Annotated in this window: 13 protein-coding genes; 10 read left to right on the top strand and 3 right to left on the bottom strand. The window is 67.7% G+C overall.

Annotated elements, in window-relative coordinates; all coding sequences use genetic code 11:
- The first annotated feature begins 262 nt into the window (after nt 1-262).
- The 4 genes from ACFWPQ_RS48835 to ACFWPQ_RS48820 all read left to right on the top strand — a co-directional run bounded on the left by ACFWPQ_RS48835 (nt 263) and on the right by ACFWPQ_RS48820 (nt 3,222).
- A complete protein-coding gene (locus ACFWPQ_RS48835) occupies nt 263-757 on the top strand; it encodes a winged helix-turn-helix transcriptional regulator (protein ID WP_383719766.1) in 495 nt (164 codons plus the stop codon).
- 424 nt (nt 758-1,181) lie between these two features.
- On the top strand, nt 1,182-1,340 hold the full coding sequence (locus ACFWPQ_RS48830; RefSeq protein ID WP_384050870.1) for a hypothetical protein: 159 nt from the start codon (nt 1,182-1,184) through the stop codon (nt 1,338-1,340).
- Nucleotides 1,341-1,373: 33 nt separating this feature from the next.
- On the top strand, nt 1,374-1,565 hold the full coding sequence (locus ACFWPQ_RS48825; RefSeq protein WP_384050867.1) for an alpha/beta fold hydrolase: 192 nt from the start codon (nt 1,374-1,376) through the stop codon (nt 1,563-1,565).
- Nucleotides 1,566-1,608: 43 nt separating this feature from the next.
- Nucleotides 1,609-3,222 carry a 4-coumarate--CoA ligase family protein gene (locus tag ACFWPQ_RS48820; RefSeq protein ID WP_384050864.1) on the top strand — a complete coding sequence of 538 codons (1,614 nt, stop codon included), beginning with the start codon at nt 1,609-1,611 and terminating at the stop codon, nt 3,220-3,222.
- An 88-nt stretch (nt 3,223-3,310) separates the two neighbouring features.
- Here the strand turns inward: ACFWPQ_RS48820 and ACFWPQ_RS48815 are convergent, their stop codons facing one another.
- On the bottom strand, nt 3,311-4,201 hold the full coding sequence (locus ACFWPQ_RS48815; protein WP_384050861.1) for a TIGR03620 family F420-dependent LLM class oxidoreductase: 891 nt from the start codon (nt 4,199-4,201) through the stop codon (nt 3,311-3,313).
- A gap of 95 nt (nt 4,202-4,296) precedes the next feature.
- On the opposite strand from ACFWPQ_RS48815, the gene ACFWPQ_RS48810 reads away from it, so the two are divergent.
- The 4 genes from ACFWPQ_RS48810 (at nt 4,297) to ACFWPQ_RS48795 (ending at nt 8,646) form a co-directional block, all read left to right on the top strand.
- The gene (locus ACFWPQ_RS48810; RefSeq protein ID WP_383719776.1) at nt 4,297-4,878 is read left to right on the top strand and encodes a TetR/AcrR family transcriptional regulator; all 582 of its coding nucleotides are present in this window, start codon (nt 4,297-4,299) and stop codon (nt 4,876-4,878) included.
- Nucleotides 4,879-5,072: 194 nt separating this feature from the next.
- The gene (locus ACFWPQ_RS48805) at nt 5,073-6,089 is read left to right on the top strand and encodes an NADP-dependent oxidoreductase (protein WP_384050858.1); all 1,017 of its coding nucleotides are present in this window, start codon (nt 5,073-5,075) and stop codon (nt 6,087-6,089) included.
- Between the two features lie 293 nt (nt 6,090-6,382).
- Nucleotides 6,383-7,081 carry an SDR family oxidoreductase gene (locus ACFWPQ_RS48800; RefSeq protein ID WP_383719780.1) on the top strand — a complete coding sequence of 233 codons (699 nt, stop codon included), beginning with the start codon at nt 6,383-6,385 and terminating at the stop codon, nt 7,079-7,081.
- A 125-nt stretch (nt 7,082-7,206) separates the two neighbouring features.
- On the top strand, nt 7,207-8,646 hold the full coding sequence (locus ACFWPQ_RS48795) for a DHA2 family efflux MFS transporter permease subunit (protein ID WP_384050855.1): 1,440 nt from the start codon (nt 7,207-7,209) through the stop codon (nt 8,644-8,646).
- A 165-nt stretch (nt 8,647-8,811) separates the two neighbouring features.
- Here the strand turns inward: ACFWPQ_RS48795 and ACFWPQ_RS48790 are convergent, their stop codons facing one another.
- Entirely contained in the window at nt 8,812-9,684 is an 873-nt protein-coding gene (locus ACFWPQ_RS48790) for an alpha/beta fold hydrolase (protein WP_383719785.1), read from the bottom strand.
- Nucleotides 9,685-9,748: 64 nt separating this feature from the next.
- Here ACFWPQ_RS48790 and ACFWPQ_RS48785 point away from each other — a divergent pair, with 64 nt between their 5' ends.
- Complete coding sequence (locus ACFWPQ_RS48785; RefSeq protein WP_384050852.1) at nt 9,749-10,348, top strand: CGNR zinc finger domain-containing protein; 600 nt, start codon at nt 9,749-9,751, stop codon at nt 10,346-10,348.
- A 48-nt stretch (nt 10,349-10,396) separates the two neighbouring features.
- Here ACFWPQ_RS48785 and ACFWPQ_RS48780 read toward each other — a convergent pair whose 3' ends face one another.
- Nucleotides 10,397-10,870 (bottom strand): winged helix-turn-helix transcriptional regulator, encoded by a 474-nt coding sequence (locus ACFWPQ_RS48780; protein ID WP_384050902.1) that lies wholly within the window; start codon nt 10,868-10,870, stop codon nt 10,397-10,399.
- A 257-nt stretch (nt 10,871-11,127) separates the two neighbouring features.
- Between ACFWPQ_RS48780 and ACFWPQ_RS48775 the strand changes: the two genes are divergently transcribed.
- The gene (locus tag ACFWPQ_RS48775) at nt 11,128-12,141 is read left to right on the top strand and encodes an NADP-dependent oxidoreductase (RefSeq protein ID WP_383719794.1); all 1,014 of its coding nucleotides are present in this window, start codon (nt 11,128-11,130) and stop codon (nt 12,139-12,141) included.
- The last annotated feature ends 248 nt before the right edge of the window (nt 12,142-12,389 follow it).

Genomic DNA, 12,389 nt, shown 5'->3' with positions numbered 1-12,389 from the left:
CCTCACAGATCACGGACCTCATCCCCGAGCCGAGCGATCGCCTAGCGACTCAGCGCCGTGTGCTCCAGCTCCACGCCCCTAGCCGGCCAGTCCGCAGCCGGGACATGGCGGCACTGGCCCTGGCCGAGACTTACCGCTTGTCAGTGCGCCCGGTCCCACCATGACTCTCCCTCTGCCGGCCTTCACGTAACAGGAAGGGCACCCCGGAGCGGCAGCGGCTCGCAGCACCGGGGGACCGATGCGACATACCTAAACTTCCATCATGGAACGGAAGAGCTTTCAGGACATGAGCTGCCCCGTCGCGCTGGCGCTGGAACGGGTCGGTGAGTGGTGGAGCATCCTCATCCTGCGGGACGCGACACACGGCATCACCCGGTTCGACGGGTTCCAGAAGAGCCTGGGCATCTCGCCGAACTCCCTGACCCGCCGACTCGGCGCGCTTGTCGAGGCCGGTCTTCTCGAACGACGCCGCTACAGCGAACGCCCTCCGCGGGACGAGTACGTACTGACCGAGGTCGGGCGCGCATTCCAGCCGGTACTCATCGCGCTGTACGCCTTCGGCAGCGCCCACTTCCCGCCGGACGCGCCGAACGTGCGCCTGGTGGACAAGGATTCGGGCGCCGACGTCGACCCCATGCTGATCGACCGCGCGACCGGCCATCCCATCGACGAGGAACACGCCACGTTCCTGCCCGGACCGTCCGCGGACGACCAACTCCGAGCCGTACTCGCGCGAAGGAACGAGCAGGACTCATGAACCTTCGGTGACTTCCCTCACGATAGCTAGTTACTTGCATGATGATAGTGGCACTTCTACTGTTAGCCACCGAGGCGCTGGCGAGCGCCGGTACTCGGGCAGCCCGCTCGGACCCACAAGACCGAGCACCGCTCCACCGGCCGCCGTCAGTGCGGGGCAGTCACACGACAAGGTGTGCCATGAGCGCTTCAACAGGTGGTCGAGCCGTCTGCCAACACCGTGTAACGATCACGTCGAGCCGCCGGAGTGATCGATTACGGCAAGTCCGGCGTGACCCACCTGCCACCGCGTGACCACGGACCGCCGGTCGATCAAGGGTGGGACGGCAGCCCGTCATTGACGACTCCAGGGCGAACCTTCCCTCTGACAGATCTCACGTACGAACCTGTTCGAGTCGGCGCCGACCCGGTTCGCCGATCCCGACATGGTCACCAGAGATCGCATCGACCACGCCTTGGCCATCGCAGGCCAGCCCGACCCGAATGCCGTGCTGCTCGAAACAGTCCAGGAACTCGCCGCAGCACGCGGCGCCAGGCCCGGCTGGCGAGCCGATTTGATCACCGCTGTCATGAAGCACCCCTGACCCACTCTGATCATCTGGGGTGACCACGACCGGGTGCTGCCCGCCCGTCATCTGGACTCGGCGCGCCGGCTCCTCCCGCACACCGAGACGCATCTCCTGCCCGGGATCGGTCACATGCCGCAGCTCGAATGCCCCGACACGTTCGCCGCCCACGTCCTGACGTTCCTCACCGCCGCGGATCGCGGCGAAAACTTCCCGCCGCAGGACTCGGCGAACTCTTCCTGATTGCCTCGACCACTCACCCGTACCTGAGCGATGGAGACCAGCCATGGGTTTCACCAGCCCGTTCCCCGACGTGCACATCCCCGAAGTGAGCGTGTTCGACCTGCTGTTCAGCGGCATCGACCAGACAGATCTGGACAGGGTCGCGCTCATCGATGCCGCCGACGGGGTGCGAACCACCTACCGGGACCTGATCGACCGGGTGGACGCGACCGCCGGGGCGCTGGCCGCTCGCGGGATCGGTGTGGGAGCGGTGGTGGGACTGCTGGCGCCGAACTCCTCCCTGTTCGCCACGGCCTTCCACGGCATTCTGCGGGCCGGTGCCACCGCGACCACCATCAACGCGTTGTTCACCGCTCACGACATCGCCAAGCAGCTCACCGACGCGAAGGCGACGATGCTGATCACTGTCACCGCACTGCTGCCGCAGGCACAGCAGGCAGCAGAGGCGGTCGGGATCACACCGGAGCGTCTGATCGTCCTGGACGGAGACGGTGAATCCGCCTCCGGACATCCGAACGCCGACGACCTGCTGGCCCACAAGGCTCCTGCGCCGCAGGTCGACTTCGATCCGGCCACGCATCTGGCCGTGTTGCCCTACAGCTCCGGAACCACCGGCAATCCCAAGGGCGTCATGCTGACGCACCGGAATCTGGTGGCGAACGTGGCGCAGATCCGTCCGCTGCTCGCGATGGGGTCCGACGACAAGATCCTCGCGGTGCTGCCCTTCTTCCACATCTACGGCATGACAGTGCTGCTCAACGCGGCACTGCAGGCTCGGGCGACACTGGTCGTCATGCCCCGGTTCGATCTGGGTGCGTTCCTGGAGACCATCCAGGAACACCGGATCACCTACGGCTTCATCGCCCCTCCGGTCGCGGTGGCGCTGGCCAAGCATCCGCTGGTCGACGAGTACGAGACGTCGTCACTGCGCGTCCTCATGTCCGGCGCTGCGCCGTTGGACGCAGAACTCGGAAGCGCCGTCGCCAAGCGTTTGAGTGTGCGTGTGCTCCAAGGTTTCGGCATGAGTGAGCTGAGCCCGGTCAGCCACTGCATGCCCGCGGACGGCGGCCGGCAATTCTTCGGTGAGGCCGCGCCGCTCAGCTCCTGCGGTTGGCCCCTCCCCAACACGGTCAACAAGATCGTCGACCCCACCACCGGCGAGGAAGTCGCCTACCCCGCCCGAGGACTGAGCGAACCGGGCGAATTGTGGGTCAAGGGACCGAACGTGATGGCCGGATATCTCGGAAACGAGGAGGCAACCACGACCACGATCGACCCCGACGGGTTCCTGCACACCGGAGATCTCGCCCAGGTCGACCACGCCGGCCGGGTGTTCATCGTCGACCGGCTCAAGGAACTGATCAAGTACAAGGGCTACCAGGTCCCGCCGGCGGAACTGGAGGCTCTGCTGCTGACCCACCCGGCCGTCACCGATGCTGCGGTCATCGGGGTCACCGACGCCGACGGTGAGGAGATACCCAAGGCCTTCGTCGTCCGTCAGCCTGGTACCCACCTCACCGCGGACGAGGTCATCGAGTTCGTCGCCCGCCAGGTCGCCCCGTACAAGAAGGTCAGGCAGGTCGAGTTCATCGACGTCATACCCAAGTCCGCTTCGGGCAAGATCCTCCGCAAGGACCTCAGGACCCCGACCGTGTGACGCCGGCCATGCGGCGTACTCGGCGAGCCCGCCCAGGCAGAAGCGCCGCGCCCCCATCACGGGCGCGGCGCTCCGTACAGACCGCGGTTCAGGCGTTGCCGCCCCGGGGCAGCAGCGCCTCACCGAGCATGCGCCAGTACGGCATCGCGGTCTGACCCGGCTGGATCCCGATCACCTGTACAGCGACATGATCGGCGCCGGCGTCGACATGGGCACGGAGCTTCTCGACGATGGTGTCCAGGTCGCCCCAGAACACGAGGTCGTCCACGATGCGGTCGCCACCACCGGCGATCTCCGCCTCCGAGTAGCCGAGCCGTCGGAACTTCGCGATGTTGTACGGAGTGTTCAGATAGATGTGCAGATGCTCCCGTGCGATCGCACGGGCCTTGCCGGGGTCGGACTCGAACAGCACCGCGTGCTCGACGCCCAGAAACGCGTCCGGTCCGAGGATCTCGCGCGCCTGCGCGGTATGAGCCACGTTGACGTGATAAGTCTGCGCGCCGGCGGTACGTTCACGAGCCAGCTCCAGCATTTTGGGCCCGTAGGCGGCCATGATGCGGCGCATCGGAGCCGTCGGCATGGGGTTGGGCGTCTCAAGTGCGTCCATCTCGTCGAGATAGGCGGTCATGGCCGCCAAGGGCTTGGTCCCCGCCCCCTGCCCGCCGCCGAAGCCAAGCCCGAGGACATGCCGGTCGGGGTAGGCGTCGGCCAACAGGAGGGCGGCGCCGTATGCCCACCGGGCTCCGCGTGACCAGATCTGCGCAATGCCGTTGATGACACGCATCTGCTCGGTGGCGGACAGCAGGAAGCCTGCGTGTGTGAGTGCGTCGCGCCCCAGCAGCTCGGGGATCCACAGCGCCCGCCAGCCCTGGGCTTCGAGTTCCTGAACCGATTCGCGGATCCGCGCCGCCGACTGGACCTCGAAGTCGAACGTGTAGACGCCGAACGTGCCGAGATCCAGGCCATCGATGGTGCTCATCGAACAACTCCTCGCGTGCGTTGAAAGCGCCCCTCCAGGGGTACTCCGCGCTGCCGACGCTTGTGGCGGACAGACCTGTCTGTTAACTTACATCCATGAGCACGGTCACGAAGCAACGCCCGGCTCGCGAGCGCATTCTGGACACGGCTTGCGAGTTGTTCTACGCCCACGGCATCCACGCCGTAGGGGTGGACCGGTTGATCGCCGAATCGGGGGTCGCCAAGGCCACGCTGTACAAGCAGTTCTCCAGCAAGGACGACGTGGTCGCCGCCTACCTGCGACTGATGGACGACAGATGGCGGCGCCAACTGCGCTCGGCAGCCCTCGCAGCCGGGAACAACCCACGCAAGCAGCTCTACGGCCTCTTCGTCGCGCTGGAACAGGCGGCGCGAGCGGGCACCCTGGGCTGCGCATTCATCAACGCAGCTGCGGAGTACCAACCTGGCAGCATCCCGCACGCCATCACCGCCGAGCACAAGCGCGGCGTCCGCGCCTGGGTACGTGATCTGGCCGCCGAGGCCGGCGCCACGGACCCCGACGCACTCGCCTTCCAGCTCACACTCCTGATCGACGGCACCCTGGCGGCGACGCGCGTCGCAGAGGCCGACACCGCCGCGGCAGCCGCCAAACGGGCGGCGGGTGCCCTGATCGACGCGTCCTGCCCTGATTCCGACTGACCCGGCAGATCCGAGTCGATCACCGAGTCAATGAACCACAGCCGCGATTGACTCCTACTGGTATCAGCCAGCCACGGTCCACCTGACACAAACCATTCCCAGAGCCCCAGAAGACAGACCCCTCTGTCTACTAGACAGACCCTTCTGTCAGCCTCAATCCGAGAACATCCCCCCACCGAAAGGACTTGGTCCACATGACCGAGCAGACCCTGCCCACCACCGCACACGCATGGCACCTGGACACCCGCCCCGAGGGCTGGCCGACGGCGTCCAACCTCTCCCTGCGCGAGGTGGAGCTCCCCGCGCTCGGCCCGGGGCAGCTCCTGGTCGCCAACGAGTTCCTCTCGGTCGACCCCTACATGCGCGGCCGGATGAGCGACAAGAAGTCCTACATCGAGCCCTACGAGGTGGGCGCACCGCTCGACGGCCCCGCGGTCGGCCGCGTCCTGGCATCCAACGCCGACGGCTTCGCACCCGGCGACCACGTGGTGCATTTCCTGGGCTGGCGCGACCACTCGATCGTCGACGCGGCGACCGCGCAGAAGGTCGACCCCAACCTGGCGCCGCTCCCCGCCTACCTCGGCGTGCTCGGCGTCACCGGCCTCACCGCGTACATCGGGCTGGAGCGATTCGCGAAGATCAAGGAGGGCGACACCGTCTTCGTCTCCGGCGCGGCCGGCGCGGTCGGCAGCATCGCCGGCCAGATCGCCAAGCTGAAGGGCGCCGGACAGGTGATCGGCAGCGCAGGCTCGGACGAGAAGGTCAAGCTGCTGGTCGAGGAGTACGGCTACGACACGGCGTTCAACTACAAGAACGGACCGGTCGCCGACCAGCTGGCCGAGGCCGCCCCCGACGGCATCGACGTCTTCTTCGACAACGTCGGCGGCGAGCACCTGGAGGCTGCGATCGGCGCGCTCAAGCTGCACGCACGCATCGTCCTTTCCGGGATGGTCTCCCAGTACAACGACGAGAAGGTCGTGGGTCCCCGCAACCTGTGGAACCTGTCCGTGACACGGTCGGACATCCTGTCCTTCATGGTCGGCGAGGAGCTGGATCTCCAGCCCGACTTCGTCCGTGAGGTCGGCGGATGGCTCGCCACGGGCAAGCTCCACTACCGCGAAACCGTACGGGAAGGCCTCGACAACACCCTGGATGCCTTCCTCGCGATGATGCGGGGCGAGAACGTCGGAAAGATGATCGTCAAGCTCTGACTCCGCCTGCACTGGACTGCGTGAGGGGCCTGCCGTGCGCACGGCAGGCCCCTCACCCGTTGGGCGCGCAACGATCGGCCTCTCCCCCTGCCAGGCCGTCGGACCCTCGCAGGCGGCGGCCCTCCCCACCACACAGAGAACTTGCGATCACCTACTCACGACACTTAGAATTACGATCATAATTCAATGGTCTGAGAGTTCTCACTGAAGACAACTCGGCCGACCCTTTTTCGGCAGGCCACGCCACAGGCGCCCCATTCATCACGCCTTTGCTACTCCACCAGGAACTCTCTATGGATCTCTCCGCCAGCACAGCCCTTGTCACCGGAGCCAACCGGGGTTTCGGCCGGGCCCTCGCCGCCGAACTGCTCGATCGCGGCGCCACCGTCTATGCCGGGGCCCGCAACCCCGACCAGGTGGACCTGCCCGGTGCCAGACCGATCGCGCTCGACATCACCGACCCCGCCTCCGTCGCGGCCGCCGCCGAAGCCACCGGCGATGTGACCGTCCTGATCAACAACGCGGGATCGGCCACCGGCGCCGACGTGTTCACAGCCGGCCTGGACGACATCCGGCTGGAGATGGAGACCCACTACTTCGGCACGCTCTCGATGGTCCGGAGCTTCGCGCCGCAGATCGCGGCCAACGGCGGCGGGGCGATCCTGAACGTCCTGTCCGGCCTGTCCTGGGTCAGCTTCCCGGAGATCGGCGCCTACTGCGCCGCCAAGTCCGCCGAGTGGTCGCTCACCAACGCCCTGCGCGTCCAACTCGCCGACCAGGGCATCCGGGTGGCCGGACTGCACGTCGGCTACATGGACACCGACATGGTCCGTGATGTCGAGGGGGCCAAGTCGGACCCGGCCGACATCGCACGCATCGCCGTCGACGGAATCGCCGCCGGCGCCTACGAGATCCTCGCGGACAACGCCGCCCGCCAGGCGCAGGCCGCGCTGGCCGGGGGCGTCTCCGTGCTGTATCCACAGCTCCCCTGAAAGTCCCCCTGCTGCGATCCCGCATCGGCCGGTGAACGCCGGTGACCGGTGTCGCACTCCGGGGCGTAACGCCCGGCACCCGCCTTCATCGATCCCTCACCAGGTACGTCCACCAAGGAAACGTCATGACAGAGCACCGCAAACACCCGGCTCGGAGCGGCAGCGCCGCCTGGGCCGTGGCCATCACCAGCGTGGCCGGATTTGTCACCGCCCTCGACAACCTGATCGTCACCACCGCCCTCCCCTCCATCCGAAAGGACCTCGGCGGCGGCCTCGAAGACCTCGAATGGACGGTGAGCGCCTACACCCTCACCTTCGCGGTCCTGCTCATGTTCGGCGCCTCCCTGGGCGACCGCTTCGGCCGCCGGCGGATGTTCGCCCTCGGGCTCGCGATCTTCACCACCGCCTCGGCCGGTGCAGCACTCGCGCCCGGCATGGCCGAACTGATCGCCGCGCGTGCCGCACAGGGAGTCGGCGCCGCAATCGTCACGCCACTGACACTCACCCTGCTGTCGGCGGCCGTCCCCGCCGAACGACGCGGCGCGGCCTTCGGTATCTGGGGCGCAGCCAGCGGCATAGCCGTCGCGACCGGACCGCTGATCGGCGGCACGCTCACCGAGCATCTCTCCTGGCAGTGGATCTTCTGGGTGAACGTCCCGATCGGTCTGGCGCTGATCCCGCTCGCCCTGCTCCGGCTGGACGAGAGCCACGGCCCCCACCCGAGCCTGGACCTGCCCGGCACCGTGCTGGCCAGCGGCGGTCTGTTCGGCATCGTCTACGCCCTGGTGCGCGGCAACACCGACGGCTGGACCAGCACCCCGGTTCTGGGCGGCTTCTTCGCGGGCGCAGCCCTGCTCATCGGCTTCGTCCTCTACGAACTGCGCGCCAAGCACCCGATGCTTCCCATGCGCCTCTTCCGCCACCGCTCCTTCAGCGCCATCAATGCCGCCAGTCTGCTGATGTTCCTGGGCATGTTCGGCTCGATCTTCCTGCTCAGCCAGTACCTGCAGACCGTCGGCGGCTACTCGCCGATGGAAGCCGGCGTACGGATGCTGCCCTGGACCGCCATGCCCATGATCGCCGGGCCACTGGCCGGGGTGCTCTCCGACCGCATCGGCGGCGCGCCCGTCGTCACGGTGGGCATGGCTCTGAACGCGGTGGGCCTCGGACTCTGGGCACTGGCCGTCGACGCGCAGGTGTCGTACACCTCGCTGCTGCCGGCACTGATCGTCTGCGGCATCGGCATGGGCATGTTCTTCGCCCCCAGCGCCAACCTCGTCATGAGCACGGTCCGTCCGGAGGAACAAGGGATCGCTTCCGGCGCCAACAACGCGATCCGCGAAGTCGGCGGCGCCATCGGCGTCGCCTCGCTCGCAGCCGTCTTCTCCTCCCAGGGCGGCTACGGGGCCCCCTCGATGTTCGTCGACGGGCTGCGGCCCGCGCTCTGGGTCGGAGCCGGTGCGGTCGCCCTCGCCGCGGCCCTGGCACTGATGATGCCTCGGCAGCGCAACGCCGGTGGCCCGGTCTCGGAGGAGGCTGCGGCCGGTGCCCCGGCCGGAGTCTGAGGCCCGCAAGTCAGGGGCGGCCAGCCACAACCGGCCGGCCGCCCTCGCTTTGCAGACTCGTCTGCCGCACAAGGCGGCACAGTGTCTTCGAGCGCCTTCCGACGGATCGCCTGACAGGCAGTGGTCGTTCGGCCGAAGGGGCTCCGATCCGTCACGTCGACGAGTTCACCGGCTCGTGCCGCCGACCAGGAAGGGCCGCAGGTGCGCCAGCAGTGCATCCGGCTGCTCCTCCGGGATGAAATGGCCGCACTCCGGGATCTCGGCGCCGGTGACGTCGTCGGCGTAGGCCTGCCAGATCTCCATCGTGGGCAGGCGGGCCGGCAGTCCCGCGGAACCCCACACCGCCAGCACCGGCATGGTGAGGCGGCGGCCCGCTGCGGCATCGATGTCGTCGAGCACGATGTCCTGCTCCATGGCCCGGTAGTCGTCGAAGCTCGCACGCATGGCACCAGGACGGGAGAAGGCACGGACATAGCCGTCGATCGCTTCGGGAGTCAGTCCGTGACGGTTGTAGGTCCAGCGCTCGAAGAAGTACTCCAGGTACCCACGGATGTCGTGGCCCACGAGCCGCTCGGGCAGATCTGGCTGCATCTGGAACAGCCAGTGCCAGTACCCGGAAGCGAGTGACGCGTCCAGGCGGCGGAACATCTCCCGGGTCGGCACGATGTCCAGCACAGCCAGCCGCTCCACCTGCTCCGGACGGTCCAGTGCCCAACGGTGCCCGACACGGGCGCCGCGGTCGTGCCCCACGACCGCGGCCTTCTCGAAGCCGAGAGCCTCGACGAGGCCGGCCACGTCGGCGGCCATCCGGCGCTTGTCGTACCCCGTCGTGGGCTTGTCGCTCAGACCGTAGCCACGCAGGTCCGGCGCCACAACGGTGTGGTCGGCGGCGAGTTCCGCCAGCACCGGCCGCCAGCAGTCGGAGGTCTGCGGCCAGCCGTGGAGCAGCACGAGCAGGGGGCCGGATCCCGCTCGGACGTAGTGCAGGCGGACGCCGTCCACCCGGGTCACACCGGTCGTCACCGTCGGCTGTCCCATGGCTGCGCCTCCTCGGCACGAGCTAACCCTCTTAGAGGGTTAAGCTAACGTGCAGAATGGGGGCATGGCAACGGACGACTCGTGGATCTGGGACGGTGGACGGGTCTGCCTGGACTTCGCCAACACCCTCCGCTGCCGATGGCGGGCCACGCCCGAGGAGACGCTTCGCAATCCGGGCGACCTGTCCCTCTGGCTTCAGGAAGCCGGCCTGCTCGCGCCGGGCGGCCCGAACCGCATCGACACCACCGTCCTGACCTCGGGCCGACGACTGCGCGAGGCGGCCGACCGGGCCGTACTCGCGGTCGCCGACGGTCGGCTGCCCTCTCCTGCCGACGTCGCACTACTCAACCGGTCGGCCGCCCAAGCCCCCCGGCCGGCCTTGCAGATCGCCATCACGGACGGACGCCTGGAACCCGCGGGCACCACAAGCCTCACCACCGACCCCCTGGCCGCACTGGCGCTCGTCGCCCAGGACGCCGTCGAACTGCTCCTGTCCCCCGAGATCGGACGCGTACGCGTCTGCGGCGCGGACACATGCGCCTTGCGCTTCCTGGACCGCTCCCCTGCTCACAACCGCCGCTGGTGCTCCATGTCCCGCTGCGGCAACCGCACCAAGGTGCGCCTCCATCAGGCACGCGCCAGGCGGGATCACCCCGCCCCGTAGGGCCTGCGCAGGAGTCCGCGCCCATCTCCCGGTACGAGCGCGCTCAGCTCACTCGGCGGCCTTCAGGCGAAAAGCGGGGCCGGGGACACTCTCGATGTCTTCGGCCCGCACGGAGTGGCCTTGTTCACAGCGGATCTGCACGTCGACGGGTGCGCCGCAGTCGCGGTGGCGCGTCAGCATGGCCGGCCCCTCCGGATCCGCACGGTAACGGTCACCCCACTGCAGGAGCCCCATCACGGCGGGAACGAGATCCATTCCCTTGGGCGTGATCACATACTTCGGCCGGCTCCGCGCGCCTGGTTCCTGATAGGTCTCGGTGGCCAGGATCCCCTCCTCCACGAGCATACGGAGCCGGGCCGAGAGCAGGTTACGAGGACAGCCAAGGACGCGCTCGAAGTCACTGAAGCGGGACGAGCCGTACCAGACCTCACGCAGGATCAGGATCGTCCATTTCTCACCCACGACCTCAAGAGTCCGGCCAATCGAGCAGTTCGACACGTCCCGGTCGAGGCGAGGGTCCATGCCGGCGTCCTGAAGATCTTCGGTCCACGCATCCATGGAGTGATTCTAACCGCATCTGAGTTTACTTTCCTATACTCAGCAAGTAGCGTCATGGCCACCCCACCGACCCGGCTGCACGCACGATGCCGGTCCGTGAAGGAGCGTCACCAGCCAGTGGCTCCGCAACCACCTCGGCACCCGAGCAGTGACCCTGCCCGACCCATCGCATCGACCGCCAAGCAGAACCCACGCGAAGACCACAGAAAAGGCCAGTTGAGATGAAGGCATTCGTCGTCGAGAAGTACGGCAAGGACGGCGTACGCGCCGCAGAGGTGGCGGAGCCCACCGTCGGGGACCGGGATGTCCTGGTCAGAGTGAGCGCCGCCAGCATCAACCCCTTGGACAAATTGGTCCGCAACGGGGAATTCAAGCAGCTTCTGAAGTACAAGCTCCCGTTCACGCTAGGCCATGACGTGGCCGGCGTCGTCACGCAGGTCGGCTCCGCCGTGCGCAGCATCAAGGTCGGCGACGAGGTCTACGCCCGTCCGCGCGACCTGCGGATCGGAGGCTTCGCCGAATTCATCGCCATCGACCAGGACGATGTCGCGCCCAAGCCGGCCTCGCTCACCCTCCAGGAGGCAGCCGCGGTACCGCTGGTGGCCCTGGCCGCATGGCAGATTCTTGTCGACCGCGCTCACGTGAAGCCGGGTCAGAAGGTCCTCATCCACGCCGGTGCCGGCGGCCTCGGCTCTACGGTCATCCAGCTCGCCAAGCACCTCGGCGCGACGGTGGCGACGACCACGGACACGGACACGGAGAAACTGGTCAGGGATCTCGGCGCCGACGTCGTCGTCGACTACACAAAGGAGGACTTCTCGCAGGTACTGTCCGGCTACGACCTGGTGCTGGACTCCCTGGGCGGGGCGAACCTGGAGAAGTCGCTGACCGTGCTGAAGCCCGGCGGACTGGCCATCGGTGTCGTCGGCCCGCCGGACGCCGGTTTCGCCAGGCAGCTCGGCGCCCCCTCGTTCCTGGGCGTGGTCATGAACGCACTCAGCCGCAAGATCCGCAAGCAGGCCAAGGCGCTCGGCGTGCGCTACCAGTTCTTCTTCATGCAGGCCAACGGCTCCCAGCTGCGCAAGCTCGGCGCCCTCTACGAGAGCGGGAAGCTCCGCCCGGTCATCGACCGGACCTTCCCGTTCGACCAGACGCTTGAGGCCATGGCGTACGTCGAACAGGGCCGAACCAAGGCCGGCAAGGTGGTCGTCTCGATGGTGCCGGAGAGCGACTGAGATCAGACCGACCACCGCAGATCTCCCGCAGAGCGAGTGACGCCGCGGCCGGCGACCCCAGGGGACGGCTGCTTCACCGAGAGCCGCCGGTGCAGCCATCTCTGGGCCCCGAGGTGACGCCATACGCTGAGGCCCGGCGTGTCACACGGCTCCACGCCGACCTGACATATGGTCAAGACACCACCCCGACTGCGCAGGGGCTGATTGCGACGGCCGGGCGACGTCGGCCTGCACCGTCAGTGCAGGCC

Origin of the sequence: Streptomyces sp. NPDC058464, assembly GCF_042721035.1 — a bacterium.
GTDB lineage: Bacteria > Actinomycetota > Actinomycetes > Streptomycetales > Streptomycetaceae > Streptomyces.
This window is presented reverse-complemented; position numbering and strand designations above follow the sequence as displayed.